Raw genomic sequence first — 25,393 nt, forward strand, 5'->3', positions numbered from 1 at the left:
AAACCTCAAAAAATGCCCATTTGGCAAAACAGGCGTTATTTTACAAAAAAAGAAAACGTTTGCGTAGCCCGAATTAAGCGAAACTTTCATTTTCTTTTAACCTAAAGTGAGAACCTAAACTGGTTTCTCGTTGTAGCATTGCATTTACTACGGCTTGTGCGGTTTTTAACGCATAGTAAATTTCAATGCCTTGATGTTGATGAAAAGCTAACGGCTGATAGCGTTGCTCCAGCATTTTCAAACTATCTAGCAATGCTGTTAAGTTTTCCGTTGTACGATAAACATTAGCAAAACGAGCCATTAGTTCCCGAATAGTCGAAAGCAGTTGGCTTGCACTTAAACTTTCATCACCTTGCGGATTAACCAATGTGGCAAGATAATTTTCCCAATCTTGAGCTGAAAATGTCGTGGTAAGCGGTGAGTTTTGGGCTAAATTTTGCAAAATGCGTTTAATCGCACGTTTAGCAAAAACTAAGCTTCCGCCAACGGAGTTACCGCCTAAACGGTTTGCCCCTTCAATACAAGATGAAACTTCCCCGACCGCAAATAAACCTTTTACATCGCTTTCTGCATAATCATCAATCACGATCCCACCATTACAGCTATGTGCAAAAGGAGCAATAGCAACTTTATCACGCAATAAATGAATACCAACTTCATTGTTTAACCAATTTAGATAAACTGTATAAAATTCTTCTTGGTCTTGATACAAATCCGCCGAATAGTGCAGATAAACACCTTTTTCCTGTGGGTTTTCAAGCAAGTGTTTCATCATCACCAAATCAAATTCAACGCAGTTAAAATCAACGCTAAACGGGGCATAATCACTCCGATCTCGCATCATCTGCTTAAAATCTTCGGGTAAAAGGTGTGCAAAGAGATCGTTACCTTGGCTATCCGTTACTTTAGTCACATATTTTAAAGTATGCTCGCCAAACAATACTTTGTATTTAGGTTCAACAAAAGAGGGGATGAATTGAATAAATTCCAAATTAGTCAGCTTTGCCCCTGCTTGTTGAGCAATATAATGGCTAGAACCAATCACATCGGCAGGGTAAAGGTTATCTTTATATAAGCCCGCAATACCCCCTGTGGCAAGAATAATTTGCGATGTTTTGCAAAAAATATATTGCATCTCACCGCTTGTTTTATGGCAGAAAATTGCCCCTTGCACTACATTCTGTTGAGATTCATTCGGTTTTACCACAATGTGCAACAACGTGGCATTTTCGTAATATTCGGTTTGCTGTTGCTCAATGATCTGTTTGGCACGTTCGGCAGCTTCTTTCCACTGATTGATCAAATAGATAGGGCGAGCATATTTGGCAAAGCACGCAGGACGATTATCATTGCGTTTCCAAGGGCGAAAACCTATTCGCTCTAATAGCTCGACTGCTTGTGCGGAATCTTCAATATAGGCTTGCACAATTTTAGGGTTGTTCATTCCTTGTGCGACTCGGTCGATATCTTCTTTGAATTTAGCCTGATCGTCTTTATCACCTGTAACTTGAATACCTAAAGTCGCTTTAAGGGGAAAATAACTCGCTCCACTGCCAATGGGTGCTTTACTAATTAACACAGTACGGATTTGCTTGGCATTGGCTTCTACACAACTTGCCAAACCTGCAATGCCAGTGCCAACAATCAGAAGATCGGTTTCAATATGATGAGAAATAGAAATTGGGTACATAAAAAGCGGTAAGATTTTGTAAAAAAGTTGCACGATCTTACCGCTTGTTAGGGATTGTGTCTATTGAGAAGTGATTTACTGTTAGTGTCTATATTTTCCTAGACATCAAAACAAAAAACCTCTCTTTTTCAAGAGAGGCTTCAGTTTCTTATCTCAGTTATTTTTTCTTCGCTTTTGGATTTGGAAGGTCGGTAATTGAGCCTTCAAATACCTCAGCAGCTAAACCAACTGATTCGTGTAGTGTTGGGTGAGCGTGAATGGTTAATGCGATATCTTCTGCATCACAGCCCATTTCAATAGCTAAACCAATTTCACCTAATAATTCACCACCATTTGAACCGACGATAGCACCACCAAGTAAACGATGTGTGTCTTTATCGAAGATAAGTTTGGTCATACCTTCTGAACATTCAGATGCAATTGCACGTCCTGAAGCAGCCCAAGGGAATTTAGCGACTTCGTAGTTTAAGCCTTCTTGCTTACACTCTTTCTCTGTTTTACCTACCCAAGCAACTTCTGGCTCAGTATAAGCAATCGATGGGATCACTTTCGGGTCGAAATAGTGTTTTTGTCCTGCAATCACTTCAGCCGCAACGTGTCCTTCGTGAACACCTTTGTGTGCTAACATTGGTTGTCCAACAATATCACCGATAGCAAAAATATGTGGCACGTTAGTACGCATTTGTTTATCAACGTGAATGAAACCGCGTTCATCAACTTCAACGCCTGCTTTACCCGCATCTAGTAATTTACCATTTGGTACACGACCGATAGCAACTAATACCGCATCATAACGTTTAGTATCGTTACACGCTTTACCTTCCATTGAAACATAGATACCATCATCTTTTGCTTCTACTGCAGTTACTTTGGTTTCTAACATTAGTTTGAATTTTTTCTCGATTTGTTTGGTGTAAATCGCCACAACGTCTTTATCCGCTGCAGGAATTACTTGGTCAAACATTTCAACAACTTCAACTTCTGAACCTAACGCATTGTAAACCGTACCCATTTCTAACCCGATGATACCACCGCCCATAATGAGTAATCTTTTTGGTACTTCTTTTAATTTAAGTGCATCTGTTGAATCCCATACACGTGGGTCATCGTGTGGAATAAATGGTAATTGGATTGGGCGAGAACCTGCAGCAATAATTGCATTATCAAATTTGATTGTTGTTGGATTACCATCACGATCACGCGCAACTAAGGTATTTGAATCTGCAAATGTCGCTTGACCTTCTACCACTGTTACTTTACGCGCTTTCGCCATACCAGCTAAGCCACCTGTCAATTTAGATACAACAGCTTCTTTACCTGCACGAACTTTATCTAAATCAATAGTCGGTTCACCAAAAGCAATACCGTTATGCTCTGCGTGTTTAGCTTCTTCAATCACTTTTGCAACGTGAAGTAATGCTTTAGAAGGAATACAACCTACGTTTAAACATACTCCACCTAATGTTGAATAACGTTCAACTAATACTGTTTCTAAACCTAAGTCTGCACAACGGAATGCTGCTGAATAACCAGCAGGACCAGCACCGAGTACGACTACTTGAGTTTTAATTTCTTTGCTCATTTTTACCTCTGAAGTAAATTGTTTCTCTTAACTATATCGTTATTCTAATGGTTTTAACAATTTTTTAACGAGAACAAGATCACAGAATAGAAAATAAGCGGTCAGTTTTAAAAATTCTTTGCAAATTTTTCTTAATCTAACCGCTTCCCTCTATTACATTACTAAACGGCGAATATCCGCTAATACACCATTGATATAACTTAAGAATCTCGCACCATCTGCACCATCAATCACTCGGTGATCGAATGAAAGTGATAATGGGAGCATTAAGCGTGGCGTAAATTCTTTACCGTTCCAAACTGGTGCCATTTCAGATTTAGACACACCTAAAATTGCAACTTCTGGTGCATTCACAATCGGTGTGAAGTGAGTTGTACCGATACCACCTAAACTTGAAATAGTGAAACAACCACCTTGCATATCAGAACCTGACAATTTACCGTCACGTGCTTTTTTCGATACTTCCATTAACTCACGAGAAAGCTCGATGATGCCTTTTTTGTTCACATTTTTGAATACTGGAACAACTAAGCCGTTTGGTGTATCTACTGCCACACCAATATTGATATATTTCTTAATCGTTAGTTTTTGACCATCTTCAGAAATTGAGCTGTTGAAACGTGGATACGCTTCTAATGCTTTCGCCACTGCTTTCATAATGAACACTACAGGAGTAATCTTCACATCAAGTTTTTGTTTTTCTGCAAGTTTGTTTTGCTCTTTGCGGAAGTTCTCAAGCTCTGTGATATCCGTACGATCAAAGTGTGTAACATGTGGAATCATTACCCAGTTACGGTGTAAGTTTGCACCAGAGATCTTATTGATACGGCTTAATTCAACTTCTTCGACTTCGCCAAATTTGCTGAAATCAACTTTCGGCCAAGGTAATAAACCTAACCCTGCACCATTTGCCACACCTGTGCCTGCTGGTGCTTTTCCTGATTTCACTTCTTCAAATACTTTCACCGCAGTTTTCACGTAGGCTTCAATATCTTCTTTAACAATACGACCTTTACGACCTGTACCTTTCACGTTATCTAAATTCACACCAAATTCGCGTGCTAGACGGCGAATAACTGGTGTTGCGTGAGCATAACCTGCACTTGCTACCACTTGTTCTTGGCTTAAACCTGATACATTACCTGATTGTGCTGGTGCTGCTTGTGGTGCAGCTTGTTGTGGTTGAGCTGACGCTGCTGGTGCTTGTTGTACTGGTGCAGGTGCTACTCCTGCCACTTCAAATTTCATAATTAAAGTACCAGTCGATACTTTATCGCCCACTTTAATTAAGATTTCTTTAACCGTTCCTGCAATTGGTGCTGGAACTTCCATTGATGCTTTATCACCTTCAACATTGATGATTGATTGATCAACAGCTACAACATCACCTACTTTTACCATAATTTCAGTTACGTTTACTTCATCACCACCGATATCTGGTACATTTACATCTTGTACTGCTGATGTTACCGCTTGTGGAGCTGGAGCTGTCGCTGCTGCTTCTACTTGTGCAGATACAGCAGGTGCTGCACCTGCAACTTCAAAACGCATGACTAGTGAACCTGTTGATACTTTATCGCCAACGTTAATTAAAATCTCTTTTACTGTGCCTGCGATTGGTGCTGGTACTTCCATTGATGCTTTGTCGCCTTCAACGTTGATAATGGATTGATCAACGGTAACAACATCACCTACTTTTACCATAATTTCAGTGACATTTACTTCATCACCACCGATATCTGGAACATTTACATCAACAACTGCACTTGTAACAGGTTCTGATGCTACTGGTGCTGCAGGCTCTGCTGCTTTTGTTTCTGTTGCTGCTGAAGTTGCCGCTTCTAATACAAGCATAGGCGAACCCGTTGAAACTTTGTCGCCTACTTTCACTAATACTTCTTTTACCACGCCAGCTTCTGGTGCTGGCACTTCCATTGAGGCTTTATCGCCTTCAACGTTGATAATACTTTGATCAACAGCGATGGTATCTCCTACTTTTACCATTACTTCTGTAACGGTAACTTCATCGCCACCAATATCTGGGACTTGAATTTGTTTTGACATTTTATATTTTCTCCAAGGATCAAATTATAGGGCGTATTGCTACGCCCCTAGTGGATTAGGCATATAATGGATTAATACGATCTACGTTTAAACCGAACTTAGCAATTGCATCAGCAACCACTTTCGTTTCTACCGTACCTTCTTTCGCTAATTGTGACAATGCTGCAACAACAACATAACGTGCATCTACTTCAAAATGTTCACGTAAGTTTTCACGACTATCTGAACGACCGAAACCGTCAGTACCTAACACATGGTAATGTTTGCTTGGAACGTATGCACGAATTTGTTCTGCATATAGTTTCATATAGTCTGTTGATGCAACCGTTGGTAAGTCCGCTAATACTTGTGAAACATATGGTACTCGTGGAGTTTCTGTTGGATGTAATAAGTTCCAGCGAGCTGCATCTGCACCATCACGACCTAATTCGTTAAATGATGGCGCACTAAATACATCTGCAGTTACACCATAGTCATTTGCTAATATTTGTGCAGCTTCACGAACGTGGCGTAAGATTGCACCAGAACCTAACAACTGAACGTGTCCTTTGCCTTTACCTTCAACAGTTTCAAATTTATATAGACCTTTACGGATACCCTCTTCTGCACCTACTGGCATTGCTGGTTGGTCATAAATTTCATTTAATGTTGTGATGTAGTAAAACACATCTTCTTGTTTTTCACCATACATACGTTTAATACCGTCTTGTACGATAACCGCAACTTCAAATGCAAATGCTGGATCGTATGTTACACAGTTAGGAATCACACCAGCTTGAATATGGCTATGACCATCTTCGTGTTGTAAACCTTCACCATTTAAGGTTGTACGACCTGATGTACCACCGATCATAAAGCCGCGTGCTAATTGGTCACCTGCTAACCACATCATATCGCCTACACGTTGGAAACCAAACATTGAGTAGTAGATGAAGAATGGGATCATTGGTAAGTTATTTACTGAGTAAGATGTTGCAGCAGCAACCCAAGATGCCGTTGCACCTAACTCATTGATACCTTCTTGTAATACTTGACCGTCTTTTGCTTCACGATAGTAAGCAACTAGATCGCGGTCTGATGGTACATAGTTTTGACCAAATGGGTTGTAAATACCGATTTGACGGAATAAACCTTCCATACCAAAAGTACGAGCTTCGTCAGCAATAATTGGTACAATTTGCTGGCCGATGTTTTTATCTTTTAATAAGGTATTCAATACACGAGAGAATGCCATTGTGGTTGAAATACCACGTGGTTGAGCATCAAGTAATGCTTGGAATTCTTCTAGTGCTGGCACTTTGAAATCTACGCTAAATTTCGGGCTACGTTTAGGCGTGTAGCCATTTAACGCTTGACGTCTTTCGTGTAAATATTTGTACTCTGGTGAACCTTCTGCAAATTTGATGTACTCTAACTTTTCAACTTGCTCATCAGTTAATGGTAGGTGGAAGTAGTCACGGAAACCTTTAAGGCTTTCGTATGACATTTTTTTCGATTGGTGTGCAGTATTTTTACTTTCAGCTTCAGGAATTTTATAACCTTTAACCATATGCGATAAAATAACTACAGGTTTATCTGATTTCTGTGCTTTAGCAAACGCCGCAAACATTTTTTCTGAATCGTGACCACCACGACGTAAGTGCCAAATTTCATCATCAGTCATATCTGCAACTAATGCAGCAGTTTCTGGGTAACGACCAAAGAAGTGTTCACGAACGTAAGCACCATTTTTTGATTTGAACGTTAAGTAATCACCATCAACCACTTCCATCATCAATTGAGCAAGTTTACCTGATGTGTCTTTAGCAAAGAGTTTATCCCAACCACTTCCCCATAATACTTTAATAACTTCCCAACCTGCACCGCTGAATAAGCCTTCTAATTCTTGAACGATTTTACCGTTACCGTTTACAGGGCCATCTAAGCGTTGTAAGTTACAGCTAATCACGAAAATTAAGTTATTTAACTTCTCACGACCAGCAACCGTTAATGCACCTTTAGATTCGATTTCATCCATCTCACCATCGCCAAGGAACGCATATACTTTTTGATCTGCAGTATCTTTTAAGCCGCGATTTTCCAAATATTTTAAGAAACGAGCTTGATAAATTGCATTAACAGGACCTAAACCCATAGATACTGTTGAGAATTGCCAAAATTCTGGCATTAATTTCGGGTGTGGGTAAGAAGATAAGCCATCTACGAAAGCTTCTTGACGGAAATTATCTAATTGCTCTTCCGTTAAACGACCTTCAATAAATGCGCGAGCATAAATACCTGGTGCTGCGTGACCTTGAGAGAAAATTAAATCGCCACCGTTTTTATCTGTTGCAGCTTTAAAGAAATGGTTGTACCCCACTTCATACATTGTTGCTGCTGATTGGAAAGTTGAGATATGTCCGCCTAAATCCAAATCTTTCTTCTGGCTACGTAATACCATCGCAATCGCATTCCAACGTACGGCTGAACGAATACGGCGTTCAATTTCTTTATCACCAGGGTAAGCAGGTTGTTCGTCCACAGAAATGGTATTTACATAATCAGTGGTCGTTCCCGTTGGTAATGAAACGCCTTTTAAACGTGCTTTATCAATAAGTTGCTCAACGATATATTGTGCACGTTCAATTCCTTCTTCACGAACTAATGAATCAAGTGCTTGTAACCAATCTTGTGTTTCGATTGGATCTACGTCATTACGTAAAATTTCTGACATAGTCTTTTCCTTTTATGTGAGTTAAATAATAAAACATAAGCCAATAATGACTTATTCGTTTGCTAAAATATTAAACAAAAACCAACAATGATATTTGCTTTAGATCAAAAAACTATAAGAATCCTCTGTTTCATCTTAAGCAAACACCATCACTAGTTATTGTTATCTACTTGATTTTTAAAAACTTTTTAAAGTTATTAAAAAAGTGTAGATAAATTTTCGCTCAAGATAGCAAAATCTACCTATTTTGTCTATTTTTACCTAGAAACATTAGTGATAAAGGGTTCAGGTATAAGCACTTTTTTTAAAGCAACCGTTTGCCTTTTATGGTATGCTTACAGGCATTATTTTGACTTAAAGGTTTAGAAAAATGAAAAAAGCTGAAATTGCAATTGTAATGGGTTCAAAAAGTGATTGGGCAACAATGTCAGAAGCGGTGCAAATCTTAGAAAATTTTGCAATTCCCTACCATGTTGAAGTGGTTTCTGCACACAGAACACCAGATAAACTTTTCTCATTTGCAGAAGGTGCCGAACAGAATGGTTACAAGGTCATTATTGCAGGGGCTGGCGGTGCAGCACATTTACCAGGAATGATTGCAGCTAAAACAATTGTGCCAGTATTAGGTGTGCCAGTAAAAAGCTCAATGTTAAGTGGTGTAGATAGCCTCTATTCTATCGTACAAATGCCAAAAGGTATTCCAGTTGGTACATTAGCTATTGGTCCAGCAGGAGCTGCTAATGCAGGATTATTGGCTGCTCAAATTCTTGCTGCCTTTGACCCTGAACTTGCACAAAAACTTCATCAATTCCGCCAACAACAAACACAAAGCGTGTTGGATAATCCAGATCCTAGAGTTGAATAGGTTATCATAAATGGCAAAGAAATTACTGATTCTGCATACAGGCGGTACAATTTCAATGAGTGAAGGGGAAGATGGGAAAGTTTCCCCTTCAGATAAAAATCCATTAGTTGCCGCATTGGATAAACTTAACCACCCAGCAAAACTCTACCAAGAATCTTTGCTGAATGTCCCTTCTCCTCATATCACATTAGATCACTGGCAGATATTAAAAGAGCGTATTGAACACGCAGTCCAAGCAGAACAATTTGATGGTATTGTGATCACACACGGTACAGATACACTTGAAGAAACCGCTTACTTTCTTGATTTAGCCTTAAATACCAAAGTGCCTGTTGCGATCACTGGAGCTATGCGTTCAAGTAATGAACTAGGTGCAGACGGCTTAATCAACTTACAAAGTGCTATTTTAGTTGCCCTTTCTGACGAAAGCCAAAATAAAGGCGTTCTCGTGGTAATGAATGATGAAATTCACCACGCTAAATTTGTAACTAAAACACACACAACGAATGTGGCTACATTCCAAACACCGACATTTGGACCTTGTGGCTTAGTCACCAAAAACCAAGTGATTTACTTTCAACATCTTTCACAATATGAACATTTCCCAATCGAACGTTTAACGAAACGTAATGTTCAGCTTGTCAAAGCCTATGTTGAAATGGATAGTTTTTTACTCGAACAACTGGCACAGCATCAATGTGATGGGGTTGTAATTGAAGCACTTGGTGCGGGAAATTTGCCGCCATCTTGCTTATCAGGAGTGAAAAAGCTCTTAGATGCAAACATTCCTGTCGTACTCGTTTCTCGAGCGTTTAACGGAATTACCCAAGATGTCTATGATTATCTTGGCGGTGGTAAACAACTCAAACAACAAGGTATTATTTTTACCAAAGGGTTAAGCGGACAAAAAGCCAGAATTAAGCTATTGGTGCTGCTCAATCAATCATTAGCTCAACCTTTGGCTAACTATTTTTAACTTGAAACATATTGAAGATCTACAAGCGGTTAGATTTATTCAAATTTTTGCAAAAAAATGGAACAAACCCACCGCTTAAAACAATGAGAAATAACAATGCAAAAAAGTATTACTTACCCAACTGTATATGTATTAGGAAATGGACAACTCGGCAGAATGCTTCGCTACGCTGGAGCACCTTTAGATATTGACGTACGTCCATTAGCCTTTGATGCCCCTGTTTTCGATATTGAACCTAATAGTTTAATTACCGCAGAAATTGAACGTTGGGCAGACACGCCACTCACGCAATTACTCGGCAACCATCAAAACTTTGTGAATTTATCGGTCTTTGGACGTTTAGCTGACCGCTTAACGCAAAAGTCTTTGCTCGATCAATTACAACTTTCTACTTCGCCTTGGCAATTACTAGAATCACCAGAGCAATGGAAACAGGTTTTCACCAATATAGGCGAAAAAGTTGTCGTCAAACGCCGTACTGGTGGTTATGACGGGCGTGGGCAATGGATTGTGACCGCTGACAATATTGATCAGATCACCCCTGATCTTTTCGGTGACGTCATTGCAGAAAAATTTATCCCATTTGATGGCGAAGTTTCTCTTGTAGGTGCTCGTTTCCGTAACGGTGAAACACGTTTTTATCCTGTCACACACAACCTACAACAAAATGGTATTTTACGTTACAGCGTAATGAACCTAGCGTTACCAAACCAACAAATTTTCCAACAACAAGCTGAGAAAATGTTGTCTGCAATTATGAATGAGCTTGATTATGTTGGCGTAATGGCAATGGAATGTTTTGTGGTTGGCGATAAACTGCTTATCAATGAACTTGCCCCTCGCGTACATAATAGCGGACACTGGACACAGTTAGGCTGTTCTATTAGCCAATTTGAATTACATCTTCGTGCATTATTAGATCTACCAACACCCGTTTTAACGCCTATCGCACCAAGTGCGATGATAAACCTAATCGGCATTGAACATAACAATGAGTGGTTAAGCGTGCCATTTAGCCAACTTCATTGGTATGGAAAAGAAGTCAGAGCAGGCAGAAAAGTGGGACATATCAACTTATGCCATACAGATAAAACCCAACTTGCTCATTATCTGAAAGAATTTAAACCACTTCTAACTGATGATTTCCAATCGGGGTTAGAATGGGCGTTAGGTAAAATAGAGTAATAGACTTATTTAGTATTAAAGGAAAAAAGTAAAGGTGTAATGGATAACGTTGTCCATTACACCTAAATTAAAATTACTTCTGACGCATTGCTGGGAATAAAATCACATCACGAATAGATGGTGCGTTTGCAAAAATCATTGCTAAACGGTCAATACCTAGACCTTCACCTGCTGTTGGTGGTAAGCCGTGTTCTAATGCAACCACAAAGTCATCATCGTAGAACATTGCCTCATCATCCCCTGCTTCTTTTGCTTCTACTTGAGCTTGGAAACGTTCAGCTTGGTCTTCAGCATCATTTAATTCTGAGAAACCATTACCAATTTCACGTCCGCCAATAAAAAGCTCAAAGCGATCAGTAACATCAGGGTTCTCATCATTACGGCGTGCCAATGGAGAAATTTCTGCAGGGTGAGCCATTAAGAAGGTCGGTTGAATCAGTTGATGTTCTGCCACTTCTTCGAAAATAGCATTAACAACTGAACCTAGTCCCCACGATTTTTGGATTTCGATATGTAATCCTTTTGCAATCGCAACGGCTTTATCAAAATCGTGTAAATCTTCCAAGCTAATACCATTACCATATTTCACGATAGCATCATGCATTGTGATACGCTCAAACGGTTTACCGAAGTCAAAGACATATTCACCGTAAGGCACATCTGTTGTCCCTAAAATATCTAATGCTAAACGGCGTAATAATTCTTCTGTGTTATCCATTAAGTCGTGATAGTCTGCATAGGCTTGATAGTATTCGATCATTGTAAATTCAGGGTTATGACGAACAGAAACACCTTCATTACGGAAGTTACGATTTAATTCAAATACACGCTCAAACCCACCCACAACTAAACGTTTTAAATACAGTTCTGGTGCGATACGTAGATACATATCTACATCAAGCGCATTATGATGTGTAATAAACGGTTTAGCCGCTGCACCGCCTGGGATAACTTGTAACATTGGCGTTTCAACTTCAATAAACCCTTTTTCAAGGAAGAATTGACGAATACCCGATACCACTTTTGAACGGATAACAAAAGTACGGCGAGATTCTTCATTCGCAATAAGATCTAAATAACGCTGACGATAACGTGTTTCTTGATCTGTTAAGCCTTTATGTTTATCTGGTAATGGACGAAGTGCCTTAGTTAATAGTTCAAATTCAGTTGCACGAACTGTTAATTCACCTGTTTTGGTTTTAAATAATGTCCCTTTAACACCCACGATATCGCCTAAATCAAGCATTGAGATAGTATTTTCATATTCTCCTTCCGCTAAATTATCACGAGCTACGTATAGTTGAATTTTATCGCTTACATCCTGAATGGTAATAAATGTTGCTTTCCCCATTGCACGACGTAGCATAATACGCCCTGCAACTACCGCTTGAATTTCTTTGGCTTTTAACTCTTCACCCTCTACATCATCATATTTTTGATGAAGATCCTGAGCTAAATCTTCACGACGGAAAGTATTAGGGAATGGATTTCCTCTTTGACGTAATTGAGTTAATTTCTCACGGCGAGCTAACATTTCGCCATTCAAATCAAGTTCTTGGTTTTCTTGTTCAGACATTTTATTACCTTAATTTAAAAAGAATTCAGTTCATTTAAAGCTAGAGATTATAAGGGATTTTATTACTTTTTGGTAGAAAGTAAGCGGTAAGATAGTAAAGATTTTTTACAAAAAAGCCCCAAATATCTGGGGCTTGATAGAGAATTAAAAACTAAATATCCAAATTCGCATAAAGTGCGTTACTTTCGATGAAATCACGACGTGGTTCAACTTCATCGCCCATTAGGGTCGTAAATAATTTATCGGCAGCAATCGCATCGGTAATCGTAACTTGTAACATTTTACGCACAACAGGATCCATTGTTGTTTCCCATAACTGTTCTGGGTTCATCTCGCCTAATCCTTTATAACGTTGAATCGTTAAACCTTTACGAGATTCTTTTACCAACCAATCAATCGCTTCAGCGAAACTGCTGATCGCTTGTTTACGCTCACCACGCATTACATACGCCGTTGGCTCTAACAAACCGATAAGCTGTTCACCCAGTTTGGTAATACGTCCATATTCATTGCTTGTAATGAAGTTAAAATCAAAACGATATGTTGTATCAATACCGTGTGTCGTTACAATAATTTGCGGTTCATAAATATGACGTTCTTGGTTAAAGAAGACTTCTGCTTGATAGCTACTTCCACCAGTTTCTTTAGACACTAATTTTTCAACTAAACGATTATTCCAAGTGGTGACTTCTGCCTCATTTTTTACCAACTCTTTTGATAACGCAGGTTGATAAATGAGTTCATTTAAAATAGCAATTGGATAACGGCGAACCAAGCGTTCAAAAAGTTTCTGCACACCATTATATTCTGAAATTAGATTTTCTAATGCTAAGCCACTCAATGCTGGTGCTGTATCGCTTACATATAATGATGCACCATCTAATGAAATCGCAAGCTCGTATTGCATCATCTCATCGTTATCTTGAATATATTTTTCTTGCTTACCTTTTTTCACTTTATACAGCGGCGGTTGAGCAATATAAATATAACCACGTTCAATCAATTCTGGCATTTGACGGTAGAAGAACGTTAATAATAATGTACGAATATGTGCACCATCGACATCCGCATCGGTCATAATAATGATTTTGTGATAACGTAGCTTTTCAATATTATATTCATCACGTCCAATTCCTGCCCCAAGTGCTGTAATTAAGGTCGCAACTTCTTGAGAAGAGAGCATTTTGTCAAAACGTGCTTTTTCTACGTTTAAGATTTTCCCTTTCAACGGTAGAATCGCTTGATTTTTTCGATCACGCCCTTGTTTTGCTGAACCGCCAGCAGAATCACCCTCTACTAAGTAAAGTTCTGACAATGCAGGATCTTTCTCTTGGCAATCCGCTAATTTACCTGGTAAACCACCTAAATCTAATGCACCTTTACGACGAGTCATTTCTCGTGCTTTACGGGCAGCTTCTCTCGCTCTTGCGGCATCAATGATTTTAGTCACAATATTTTGTGCATCATTCGGATTCTCTAAGAGATATTCCTGTAACGCTTCATTCATTGAACTTTCAACGGCAGGGCGAACTTCTGATGAAACCAGTTTATCTTTTGTTTGTGATGAGAATTTAGGATCAGGCACTTTAACCGAAATGACCGCAACCAGCCCTTCACGAGCATCATCACCTGAAGCATCAATATTGGCATCCGCTTTTTTCAATTTACCGCTAGAATCCATATAGTTTTTCAATGCTCGAGTTAATGCGCCACGAAACCCTGCTAAATGCGTACCGCCATCCCGTTGTGGAATGTTATTTGTAAAGCAATAGACATTTTCGTTAAAGCTGTCATTCCATTGCATTGAAATTTCAACCCCAATACCATCTTTTTCCGTAGAAAGATAAAATGGCGTTGGGTGAATAGACGTTTTCCCTTCATTTAAATATTCAACGTAGGCTTTAATACCGCCATCGTAATGAAAATGCTCAAATTTATCATCTCGTTCATCAATCAACTTAATTGATACGCCTGAGTTTAAAAATGAGAGCTCGCGTAAACGCTTAGATAAGATAGCGTATTCAAAATCTGTTTTATTTTTGAAAATATCATAGCTTGGCCAAAAACGAACCGTTGTACCTGTTTTTTCGGTTTCACCAATAATAGATAGTGGCGCATCAGGCTCGCCTAGGCTATAAAATTGCTCGTGAACGTGTCCTTCACGGCGAATCGTTAATTGTAATTTTGAAGAAAGGGCATTTACAACGGAGACCCCAACACCGTGTAAACCGCCCGATACTTTATAAGAGTTATCATCAAATTTACCACCTGCGTGTAATACGGTCATAATTACTTCTGCTGCAGATACACCCTCTTCTGGGTGGATACCGACTGGGATACCACGCCCATCATCTTGAACAGAAACAGAATTATCTGAATGAATCGTAACGATGATATCTTGGCAATGTCCTGCTAATGCTTCATCAATCGCATTATCCACGACCTCAAACACCATATGGTGTAAACCTGTACCATCATCAGTATCCCCAATATACATCCCTGGACGTTTACGCACCGCATCAAGCCCACGCAACACTTTAATACTGGAAGAATCATAGCTATTTGATTGATTTTTTTCAGACATTTTCATTCCCATTCATCTAAAAACTGGCTCGGTAAAATACCGAAAATTAGGCGAGATTATAGCAGAAAAATAGGGAGTTGGGGAAAATGATTAGTAAGGAATAATTTTAAAGATTAAATTGCAAAATAAGGTGAGTTACGCCCAATTTGTAAAAAATTACCGTAAACTCACCGCTTATTTAGGGAATGTTATTCCACTTGGAATAGAAATGGATTGATACCACTTTTCGCTAACCCTTTTTGTTCCATTTCGGCATCCAAAAAGAGTGTCGCTAGGTCATCTGCAACAGGCTCTGTATGCGGATCCTTCTCTTGATACATAGCTTTGAGATAGCTTTCGCAATCGCCACAACTTTCCGCTTTTACTGCTGCTTCCTCGCTATCTAAACTCCAGTACTCTAATTTTCCTGTTTGCTCACAGTTACTGCATTTAACTCTCACCATATTCCACTCACTCTCGCATAAAGAGCAGTGTAAATAACGTAACCCTTGAGTATCCCCAAAATGAATCACGCTCGCTACAGGGGCAGAATCACATACTGGGCAAGTGTGTCGTGCTTCACCGTATTCTGTTTGTACATTGCGTGGTAGCTGTTGTGCTAATTGAACCCAATAGAGCGACAATGCAGCCCACAAAAACACGGCTTTATCAGCCCCAACTTCTTCATAACGTTCATTAAGAAGATGATCGGCCAAGTTATCCAATTCCGAGATAGATGCTTTTTCTAACCATTCTAACGTTGCTTGAATAGCACCTTCCGTTTGTGGTTTTAAAATCTCAATTAAAGCAAGGAGAATATGCTGCCATTCCGCTGAACGTTTAAAAAACTTAGCGTTTAAAGCTTTCTGAGATTGATTTTGAGCTAAAGAAGCGGTCAATTCTTGCGAAATATTAGCAATCGGCAAATGCTCAAGTAAGGATAATTGAGCATCAACAATGTTTGCCACAAATAATAAATAATCACCAAAAGGGTTATCTTCCGCTAGCTGACGTAATCTTTTTGCTCTGCGTTGATATAAATTTTTAGGATTTGCAAAAAGTAACGCTGGGCTATGAAAAGAACTAGCGGCTTGCTTAATTTCTGTGTCAGGAAGAATTCGGATACTCATAACGACTCTCTTTAAATAAAATAGCTTGTTATTCTACCCAAAAGCCGAGAAGCAATAAAGCGGTTAGATTGGTAAATCTTTTTACATATCTTGCCGCTTACTGATTATTTTTCATAAATGTGAAATATCTCACAGTTTATTGTCAATAAGTTAGGTATAGTGAAAGTAATTTTTTCAATCAACAGGATTATCAGATGAAATTGAAAACCCTAACACTGACTTTATCTGCACTTTTATTCGGTGCAACCCTATCTTCAACTGTCAATGCTGAAGGTCGCCTCGTTGTTTATTGTAGTGCAACAAACTTAATGTGCGAACAAGAAACCCAAGCCTTTGCAAAGAAACACGATGTTAAAGTCTCTTTTATTCGTAACGGTTCTGGTAGCACCTTAGCAAAAGTCGAAGCAGAAAAAAATAATCCACAAGCAGATGTATGGTATGGTGGAACATTCGATCCGCAATCTCAAGCAGGCGAAATGGGGCTACTTCAAGCTTATCAATCGCCTAACTTAGAACAAATCATTGAAAAATTTAGAGACCCTGCCAAAGTAAAAGGTAATTATACTTCGGCAATTTATATGGGTATTCTTGGGTTTGGAGTAAATACTGATCGTATTAAAAAACTTGGTTTAGAAAAAGCACCAAGTTCTTGGGAAGATCTACTTGATCCCCGTTTAGCCGGAGAAATCCAAATTGCTGACCCACAAAGTTCTGGCACAGCCTATACGGCGATTGCCACTTTTGTACAACTTTGGGGTGAAGAAAAAGCCTTCGATTATTTCAAAAAATTACATAAAAACATTTCTCAATATACCAAATCGGGTATTACCCCTTCTCGCAACGCGGCAAGAGGTGAAACCGCTATCGGTATTGGGTTCTTACACGACTATTCGGTAGAGAAGAAAAATGGTGCACCATTAGAGCTTATCGTGCCAAGCGAAGGTACTGGCTATGAATTAGGTGGTGTGAGTATCTTAAAAGGTGCAAGAAACGTGGATAACGCCAAATTCTTTGTTGATTGGGCATTGTCAAAAGAAGCGCAAGAGCTTTCTTGGCAAAAAGGGGACTCATTCCAAGTGCTAACCAACACAACTGCAGAAGCTTCACCTTATTCACTTAACCCGAAAGAATTAAAATTGATTGACTATGATTTCGAAAAATACGGTTCTTCCGATGAGCGTAAACGCTTAATTGAAAAATGGGTTAATCAAGTAAAATTAGCCAAATAATTTCTTTTCTCTTTTCTTTTTTAGCCTTCCCTTGCATAAGGGAAGGTATCTTCTAAATAGAAAGCCTGTTGTACAAAAATGATTTTTGTGAGGTGTTATGCAACATTTTTTTACTCGACCGATCTTTTGGGTCATTCTTTCGCTGATAGGCTTTATTTGCCTACCCTCTAAAGCACTAGATTACGGTCTATTCGATTCCACTCAAGATGAAATTCTGGCTGCAATGGGCTGGACAAATCTCAATCTCACTTGGGCGTGGTTTTTACCTTTATTGGCATTTTTAGTACCATTTAAACAAAGTGTTCAACGCAGTAAAATTGAATTACTTCTTTTGGGATCACTTTTTATTTTTGTCTTTGTATCTGCGATTATCGCTAAAATTAGCTTAGGCTATTCCACCTTATTTTTGATTGTTGCGATCTTGGCACTGAGTACAAACGCACTTGCCAACTTAAAAATAATGCAAGGTGATCGTTTTATTATTGCTGCCTTACTTAGCATTATTTTGTTGATTTTTTTCTTTATCGTTTATCCAACCATTGCGATTTTTATTTCAATGTTCTATGACGGTGATGAATTTATTCCAAGCCAAGTACTGACGATTTTACAACAACCTTATGTGCTACGAGTCGTGACCAACTCTCTCAGTGTGGCGGCAACTGTCGGGATTCTTTCTACACTTTTTGGTTTAGCTTTTGCACTTTATACTACTCGCATTGCCCAACGCACCGCTTTTATCGGTAAAATCTTTTCGATCTTACCGATTGTAACACCCCCATTTGTTGTTGGATTAGGCGTTACATTGATGCTTGGGCGTTCAGGTTATGTCACTGAATTTCTGGTAGATTATTTAGGCTTTAGCAACAACTGGCTGTACGGTTTTACAGGGATTGTGATTGCTCATACGCTCGCGTTAACGCCAATGTCATTTATGATTTTAGAAGGCGCATTAAAGTCTATTCATCCGTCAGTAGAAGAAGCGGCTTATACATTACGCTCGAATCGTTACCAAGCCTTTGCACATATTATTTTCCCCCTTTTAAAACCCGCATTAGCCAACTCTTTTTTAGTGGTTGTGATTCAATCTCTTGCAGATTTCAGTACGCCATTAGTCCTTGGCGGTAGTTTTGATGTTATTGCGACACAAATTTATTTCTATATTGCAGGTTCGCAACTTGACTACGCTTCCGCCAGTACCTTAGGGACTATCTTATTGGTATTTTCATTAGCAATTTTTGTTATTCAATACTTGTGGATTGGCAACCGTTCTTACGTTACCGTATCGGGTAAATCCTATCGAGGCGATGTTCAAGAACTCCCAAGCGGTATGAAAGCGGTGATTATTTGCAGTTTAGCATTTTGGGTACTCTTTAATGTTGTGCTATACGGTAGTATTTTTTACGGTAGCTTTACAGTGAATTGGGGAGTAGATTACACACTTACGCTTAACAACTACATCAATCTGTTTGGACAAGGATTTAGTGATGGAGCTTGGCCATCTCTCATTCAAACAGTGATATTTGCTGCAAGTGCCGCCCCAATTACTGCATTATTCGGTTTATTGATTGCTTATATTACCGTTCGCCGAGAATTTAAGGGTAAGAAAACCCTTGAGTTTTTAACGCTACTCTGTTTTGCCGTACCTGGTACTGTGGCTGGGGTCTCTTATATTCTTGCCTTTAATGATGCTCCAATTTACTTAACTGGTACTGGAATGATCATCGTACTTTCAATGGTAATGCGTAATATGCCAGTGGGAATGAGGGCTGCGATTGCAGGATTAGGACAGCTAGATAAATCCCTAGATGAAGCTTCACTCTCTCTCAAAGCAGGCTCATTTAAAACTATCTTCTTTATTGTGTTACCGCTCCTCAAACCAGCATTGCTTTCTGCATTAGTCACCAGCTTTGTGAGAGCAATGACAACAGTGAGTGCGATCGTTTTCCTTGTTACTGCGGATACTCGTGTCGCAACCTCTTATATTTTAAATCGTGTAGAAGATGGTGAATATGGCGTGGCGATTGCTTATGGCTCGATCTTAATTGTGGTAATGATGGCAATTATTTTCTTATTTGACTGGATTGTTGGCGATACTCGCATTGCTCGTTCAAAAGCGAAAAAAATGAATTAAGGATAGAAAAATGGAACAACAAAACGATTTTTTAGTACTCAAAAATGTCACCAAATCTTTTGGTAAAGCAACGGTAATCAATAACCTTAACCTCACGATTAAAAAAGGCACGATGGTTACATTGCTCGGGCCTTCTGGCTGTGGCAAAACCACCGTTCTACGTTTGGTTGCAGGTTTAGAAAACCCAACATCAGGGCAAATTTTTATTGATGGCGAAGATGTTACCCACAACTCAATTCAACAACGCGATATCTGTATTGTATTCCAATCTTATGCTCTCTTTCCGCATATGTCGATTGGCGATAATGTCGGCTATGGTTTAAAAATGCAAGGTGTACCAAAAGAAGAACGCCAACAGCGAGTTAAAGAAGCCTTAGAATTAGTCGATTTAGCAGGTTTTGAAGATCGCTATGTCGATCAAATCTCTGGTGGGCAACAGCAACGTGTTGCTCTGGCTCGTGCGTTAATTCTCAAGCCTAAAGTGTTACTTTTTGATGAGCCATTAAGTAATCTTGATGCTAATTTACGCCGTTCTATGCGTGAAAAAATTCGAGAATTACAACAACGCCTAAACATTACATCACTTTATGTTACTCACGATCAGACAGAAGCCTTTGCTGTTTCTGATGAAGTCATCGTAATGGATAAAGGAGTCATTAAACAGAAAGATTCGGCAAAAATGCTTTACTTACAACCCAATTCACTCTTTTTGGCGAATTTTATGGGAGAATCGACTATTCTAGAAGGTAAACGACAAGACGATGCCATTCATATTGGCAATTTTAGTTTTACTTTACAAAATGCCGAACGCTTTAATGTCGCAAATGGGGATTGTTTAGTTGGAATTCGTCCTGAAGCTATTCAGCTACTTTCCTATGGTGATGAGAACCAACGCTGTGAAATCAAACACTCTATTTATATGGGATCTTATTGGGAAATCATTGCACAATGGCAAGGGAAAGAGATTTTAATCAATCTCAATCCTGAACACTATCAAGAGCAACAGAGCGAGCATTATATTCACCTAAATAATAAGGGAATTTTCCTATTGAATAGGGAATAAAATAATAAGCGGTGAGTTATCCCTAAAAATTTGCAATATTTTATAGATAACTCACCGCTTATTTACTCTCTAACTAGCTACCCTAAAAGGCTTTCGCCCTTTAATGATTTATAGGTCGTCAATCACTAAATAAATATTACACGAGCAAAACTAATAAATTCATCACAAAGCTCTGTTTCGGTACGAGCAGTTAAACTTGTCATAGGGTGATTATTTACCAACTCTTGTATTGGTACTGGAATTGTTTGACGGGCTCTTCCCATTCGCTGAAACATTCGTCTTCCACAGAAGGTAATGCCGCGTAAGAAGGAAGTGCATTATTACGTTTTACATTAAGTAAATAAGTAACACTATTGGAAAAATACTAAGAGAAAGATCCATACATAGGGTCACCCTCAAGTAGAATGAAATCGAGTAATACTATTAAGCTGATAAGTAGGCATGTATGTTATTAATAAAATTGACTTTTATTTACGAGACAGAACCATAAAATGACAACGATAAACATTCTGTTCATCTATTTCAGACCAACTATCTTCTGCTAATTGCCATTCTTGCTCATCAAATTCAAAAAAAGTATCCCCTTCAATATTAGCTTGGATTTCAGTTAAATAGAGTTTGTTAGCCAATGGCATCGCTTGTTTAAACAGCTCTCCACCACCGATGATCATTATTTCTTGTTCAGGTGCAAAACTTTTTGCTAATTCAACCGCTTGCTCAAGGCTTGTAGCAGAATAAGCTCCATCTACACTAAAATTTGAACGAGAGAGAATAATATTCGGTCTTTTAGGCAATAGACGTCCAATTGACTCATAAGTCTTTCGTCCCATAATAACAGATTTACCAACCGTATTTTTCCTAAACCACGCTAAATCGACAGGAAGATGCCACGGCATTGCATTATCTTTACCTATCACTTTATTTAAGGTACGAGCAACAATTAAACTAATGTCCATAATGATAATAAACCTTAATTATCCATTTATTTTAATATCAAAATATTTAGGGTGGGGATAACCCCACCCCACAATAAATGAATTTATTGATATGCTGATATTATTTAAAAATAATATCTTCTTTTGGTTCAAATTTTGATGCGTCTAATGGGCTATTTTCTTCAAAATATTTTTTCAACATTTCAGCATCAATAAAGCCTGTATTCACATAACTTGGATGTTTTTTCATTACTGGGTAACCATCACCACCACTTGCACAGTAATCAGGTAAAGACACTTTATATTTCTTATTAAGATCCAGTGGTTTGCCTGCAACTTTAACATCTGATACCTGTTTTGCAGTGCGATCAACAACCATTGAAATACCTGCAAATTGTGGATAAGCGCCTGTATCAATCTCTTTAAGAGCAACAACATTCAAGTAATCAAGTAATTCTTGTCCTGTTAAATCTACAGTGGCAATCATATTACCAAACGGCTGAACAGTAAGGAGATCTTTATACGTTACATCACCTTGATTAATGGAAGTACGAATACCGCCAGAGTTCATAATGCCGATATCAGCTTTCACACGTTCCATTTGAGATTGTGCAATTAAACGACCTAAGTTAGTTTGGTGGAAACGAATAATTTTACGATCACCTTCAAATTTACCTTTTACTTCGCCAACTTTTACACCAAGTAATCTATCGCCTTCATCTTGATATTTTTTAAGGTGTTCAAATACAGTTTGGTCTTCAGCAATTTCTGCCTGATAAAGTTTATATTCTGATTTTCCATCTTCTAATTTGATTTTTTGTTTCAAATTCACAGGAATCAGTTCATATTTAACTAATTTAGTTTCGCCATTTTTAAATTCAAAATCGGCACGCCCAACAAATTTACCCCATTCTCCAGCTTGAACAATCCAAGTACCATTTTGGAAATCAGGTTTACACGCTTCGCCTGGCGTATATTTTAATTTGAACTCGCCTTTTTCATCGATACATACCGTATCGTGAGTATGTCCACCAATAATTAAATCAAAAGCGCCTTTATCCAAACGGCGAGCCAAACTTACATCACCAGGCGCATTGGAACCATGCTGTTCGTTAAAATAATAACCCATATGTGTTAAGGCAATACGCACATCTGGTTTTTCTGTTTTGTTGATCTCTGCTAGTGTTGTCTTTGCAGTTTCAATTGGATCATTAAAAATCACGTTTTCTGTGACATCAGGGTTACCTAATTTACCTGTATCTTCCGTTGTTAAGCCAACTACTGCTACTTTTAGACCATTTTTATCAAGCGTAACATAAGGTTTGACTAGTGGTTTATTGGTTTTTTTATTGATTACGTTTGCAGAAATAAGCGGGAATTTTGCCCATTTTTCTTGCATATCTAAAATTTGAAGTGGGAAGTCGAACTCGTGGTTACCTAGTACTGCAACGTCATAACCAATCATATTCATTCCTTCAATATCTGGTTTTGCATTTTGCATATCAGATTCAGGAACGCCCGTATTAAAGTCTCCAGCGTGTAGTAATAAAACTGACTCGCCTTTTGCTTCAACTTCTTTACGTATATTATCAATCAGTGTTTTTTGGGCTGCGAAGCCATATTCGCCTTTGTCATTTTTCCAGAAGTGACCATGAGTATCGTTGAGATGTATGACAGTAAAGCGATAAGTCTTATCCGCTTCGTATGCCATTGCAGTTGTTGCACTTAGTAGTGCAACAGAAAGTAGCGTTTTAGTAAACTTCATAAATTCCTCTGATTTTGTGTGGAGTATGTAAAAAATGATAAAAATCTAACCGCTTATCCGTATTAAAAAAATAGAATCAAAATCCAAGTTACGCCAAACATAACCATAGTCATAAAAACAGCCGCAGAGCCAATATCTTTCGCTCTGCCCGATAATTCGTGGTATTCAGAACCGATACGATCAACAACAGCTTCAACAGCACTATTCAATAATTCCATTGCTAGAACCAATAATACTGAACAAACCAGTAGAATTTTTTCGATAACTCCATCGCCTAAAATAAATCCTAATGGAATGAGCAATAAAGAAAGCCACACTTCTTGACGAAATGCAGCTTCATTGATATAGGCACTTTTTAAGCCTTTCATTGAGTAGCCTGTTGCTCTAATAATGCGTTGAAAGTCCGCTTTGTTTTCAGGTTTCATAAATTCTCTAGTAAATGAATAATCAAAATCTTTTACTATTCTACCTGAAAACCGTAACTTACGGAAATAACCTGATTTATTTTTTGATTAAGTGAGTAAAACAAATCAACAAGTTAGCAACTTTCTTGTTTAAATGGCATTAGGTTTATTTAAACATTTATTACTGATGGTTCCAGCAATCATTGAGCCATTAACATTTAAAGCGGTTCTTCCCATATCTATGAGAGGTTCAACTGAAATTAACAACCCTACTAACGCCAATGGTAAATCTAAACTTGATAATACTACAATAGCAGCAAATGTTGCTCCACCACCTACACCAGCAATACCAAAAGATGAAATTGTTACTACAAGAATTAAGGTCAAAATATATTGTAGACTAAATGGATCAATGCCAACTGTTGGTGCAACCATTGCTGCTAACATAGCAGGATAAATCCCTGCACAACCATTTTGCCCGATCGTAGCACCAAAAGTCGCTGAAAAATTTGCAATGGTATGGTTATTATTCAGTTTGTTAGTTTGTGTTTCGATATTTAATGGCAAAGTTGCTGCACTTGAACGTGAACTAAACGCAAAGCTTAAAGTTGGCATTACTTTTTTATAATACTCAAGCGGATTGATTTTCACAAAAAATAACAAAATCGCGTGTACGATAAACATTAAGATAATCGCAATATACGAAGCAACAATAAAGTTACCTAATTTTACGATATCAGCCCATTGTGAAGTTGCCCCCATTTTAATCATTAATGCAAACACGCCATAAGGTGTTAAACGGATCACAAAACGCACTAAACGCATCACTAATTTATTTAGAGTTTCAATCCCTTGTGCAATACGTTCACCTAAGTTTTGATCTTCTTTGGCTAAACTGAGTGCGGCAACACCTAAAAAAGCGGAAAAAATAACTGTACTAATAATGGATGTTGGATTTGCACCAGTGAGCTCCGCAAATGGATTACGAGGAATAAATGAGACAAGCATCGCTGGCACACTTAAATTACTTACTTGACCAACTCTCCCATCTACTCTAGCTTGTGCCGCTAATTCTCTCTCTCCTGCGACTAATCCTTCCGCAGATAAATCAAAAAGATAAACTAATGCAATTCCAATTGTTGCTGAAATTGCAGTGGTCACTAATAAGACACTCAAGACGCTAAAACTAATTTTTCCTAATGATTTAGCCTGATTTAAACGTGTAATTGCCGATAAAATAGAGATGAAGACTAATGGCATTACGATCATTTGTAATAAACGTACATACCCACCTCCAACTAAATTTACCCAATCTAAAGTAGTATCTATAGTTGGCTTTTCGTAAAAAATTTGCAATAACGCACCGCTTGCAAGCCCTAGTAATAGGGCAATAAATACGGTTAATCCCAATTTTTGAGTTTTACTATAAATACTAAAAAGTACCAATAATAAAACAGCAAATAACGCCAGATTTAAAATACTCATAATCTCTCCTGTAAAAAATAAAGGTAAGCATAAAACT

Annotated in this window: 18 protein-coding genes; 6 read left to right on the forward strand and 12 right to left on the reverse strand. The window is 38.4% G+C overall.

The features are described 5' to 3' along the window. Window positions 1-73: 73 nt before the first annotated feature. From A1D26_RS07150 to aceE, 4 genes are all read right to left on the reverse strand, one after another. Window positions 74-1,690, reverse strand: coding sequence for an FAD-binding protein (locus A1D26_RS07150; protein WP_157403389.1), 1,617 nt, complete (start codon window positions 1,688-1,690; stop codon window positions 74-76). A gap of 157 nt (window positions 1,691-1,847) precedes the next feature. After that, on the reverse strand, window positions 1,848-3,272 hold the full coding sequence (gene lpdA / locus A1D26_RS07155) for a dihydrolipoyl dehydrogenase (RefSeq protein ID WP_157403359.1): 1,425 nt from the start codon (window positions 3,270-3,272) through the stop codon (window positions 1,848-1,850). Window positions 3,273-3,425: 153 nt separating this feature from the next. Then, the gene (gene aceF / locus A1D26_RS07160) at window positions 3,426-5,336 is read right to left on the reverse strand and encodes a pyruvate dehydrogenase complex dihydrolipoyllysine-residue acetyltransferase (RefSeq protein ID WP_157403360.1); all 1,911 of its coding nucleotides are present in this window, start codon (window positions 5,334-5,336) and stop codon (window positions 3,426-3,428) included. Between the two features lie 55 nt (window positions 5,337-5,391). After that, window positions 5,392-8,049 carry a pyruvate dehydrogenase (acetyl-transferring), homodimeric type gene (aceE, locus tag A1D26_RS07165; RefSeq protein WP_157403361.1) on the reverse strand — a complete coding sequence of 886 codons (2,658 nt, stop codon included), beginning with the start codon at window positions 8,047-8,049 and terminating at the stop codon, window positions 5,392-5,394. A gap of 370 nt (window positions 8,050-8,419) precedes the next feature. On the opposite strand from aceE, the gene purE reads away from it, so the two are divergent. The 3 genes from purE (at window position 8,420) to purK (ending at window position 11,075) form a co-directional block, all read left to right on the forward strand. After that, window positions 8,420-8,914 (forward strand): 5-(carboxyamino)imidazole ribonucleotide mutase, encoded by a 495-nt coding sequence (purE, locus tag A1D26_RS07170; protein WP_157403362.1) that lies wholly within the window; start codon window positions 8,420-8,422, stop codon window positions 8,912-8,914. 10 nt (window positions 8,915-8,924) lie between these two features. Continuing rightward, window positions 8,925-9,890: an asparaginase gene (locus A1D26_RS07175; protein WP_157403363.1), complete on the forward strand. Its 966-nt coding sequence runs from the start codon at window positions 8,925-8,927 to the stop codon at window positions 9,888-9,890. Window positions 9,891-9,986: 96 nt separating this feature from the next. Then, window positions 9,987-11,075: a 5-(carboxyamino)imidazole ribonucleotide synthase gene (purK, locus tag A1D26_RS07180; protein WP_157403364.1), complete on the forward strand. Its 1,089-nt coding sequence runs from the start codon at window positions 9,987-9,989 to the stop codon at window positions 11,073-11,075. Between the two features lie 73 nt (window positions 11,076-11,148). Here purK and lysS read toward each other — a convergent pair whose 3' ends face one another. The 3 genes from lysS to fdhE all read right to left on the reverse strand — a co-directional run bounded on the left by lysS (window position 11,149) and on the right by fdhE (window position 16,344). After that, the gene (lysS, locus tag A1D26_RS07185) at window positions 11,149-12,651 is read right to left on the reverse strand and encodes a lysine--tRNA ligase (protein WP_157403365.1); all 1,503 of its coding nucleotides are present in this window, start codon (window positions 12,649-12,651) and stop codon (window positions 11,149-11,151) included. Between the two features lie 151 nt (window positions 12,652-12,802). Further along, entirely contained in the window at window positions 12,803-15,235 is a 2,433-nt protein-coding gene (gene gyrB, locus A1D26_RS07190) for a DNA topoisomerase (ATP-hydrolyzing) subunit B (RefSeq protein ID WP_157403366.1), read from the reverse strand. Between the two features lie 188 nt (window positions 15,236-15,423). Beyond that, window positions 15,424-16,344: a formate dehydrogenase accessory protein FdhE gene (gene fdhE / locus A1D26_RS07195; RefSeq protein ID WP_157403367.1), complete on the reverse strand. Its 921-nt coding sequence runs from the start codon at window positions 16,342-16,344 to the stop codon at window positions 15,424-15,426. A 194-nt stretch (window positions 16,345-16,538) separates the two neighbouring features. On the opposite strand from fdhE, the gene A1D26_RS07200 reads away from it, so the two are divergent. The 3 genes from A1D26_RS07200 (at window position 16,539) to fbpC (ending at window position 20,767) form a co-directional block, all read left to right on the forward strand. Next, the gene (locus tag A1D26_RS07200) at window positions 16,539-17,573 is read left to right on the forward strand and encodes an ABC transporter substrate-binding protein (protein WP_157403368.1); all 1,035 of its coding nucleotides are present in this window, start codon (window positions 16,539-16,541) and stop codon (window positions 17,571-17,573) included. Between the two features lie 97 nt (window positions 17,574-17,670). After that, window positions 17,671-19,704, forward strand: a complete 2,034-nt coding sequence (locus A1D26_RS07205) for an ABC transporter permease (RefSeq protein WP_157403369.1) — start codon at window positions 17,671-17,673, stop codon at window positions 19,702-19,704. A 10-nt stretch (window positions 19,705-19,714) separates the two neighbouring features. Beyond that, the gene (fbpC, locus tag A1D26_RS07210; protein WP_157403370.1) at window positions 19,715-20,767 is read left to right on the forward strand and encodes a ferric ABC transporter ATP-binding protein; all 1,053 of its coding nucleotides are present in this window, start codon (window positions 19,715-19,717) and stop codon (window positions 20,765-20,767) included. A gap of 125 nt (window positions 20,768-20,892) precedes the next feature. On the opposite strand, the gene A1D26_RS07215 is transcribed toward fbpC, so the two are convergent. The 5 genes from A1D26_RS07215 to A1D26_RS07235 form a co-directional block, all read right to left on the reverse strand. After that, complete coding sequence (locus tag A1D26_RS07215; protein WP_157403371.1) at window positions 20,893-21,042, reverse strand: hypothetical protein; 150 nt, start codon at window positions 21,040-21,042, stop codon at window positions 20,893-20,895. Between the two features lie 192 nt (window positions 21,043-21,234). Further along, window positions 21,235-21,723 carry a dihydrofolate reductase gene (locus A1D26_RS07220; protein ID WP_157403372.1) on the reverse strand — a complete coding sequence of 163 codons (489 nt, stop codon included), beginning with the start codon at window positions 21,721-21,723 and terminating at the stop codon, window positions 21,235-21,237. A 100-nt stretch (window positions 21,724-21,823) separates the two neighbouring features. Further along, window positions 21,824-23,467: a bifunctional UDP-sugar hydrolase/5'-nucleotidase UshA gene (gene ushA / locus A1D26_RS07225; RefSeq protein ID WP_157403373.1), complete on the reverse strand. Its 1,644-nt coding sequence runs from the start codon at window positions 23,465-23,467 to the stop codon at window positions 21,824-21,826. A gap of 62 nt (window positions 23,468-23,529) precedes the next feature. Next, on the reverse strand, window positions 23,530-23,892 hold the full coding sequence (locus A1D26_RS07230; RefSeq protein ID WP_157403374.1) for a diacylglycerol kinase: 363 nt from the start codon (window positions 23,890-23,892) through the stop codon (window positions 23,530-23,532). Window positions 23,893-24,021: 129 nt separating this feature from the next. Next, window positions 24,022-25,356: an L-cystine transporter gene (locus A1D26_RS07235; protein ID WP_157403375.1), complete on the reverse strand. Its 1,335-nt coding sequence runs from the start codon at window positions 25,354-25,356 to the stop codon at window positions 24,022-24,024. Between the last annotated feature and the right edge of the window lie 37 nt (window positions 25,357-25,393).

Origin of the sequence: Ursidibacter maritimus, from assembly GCF_009761395.1 — a bacterium.
GTDB lineage: Bacteria > Pseudomonadota > Gammaproteobacteria > Enterobacterales > Pasteurellaceae > Ursidibacter > Ursidibacter maritimus.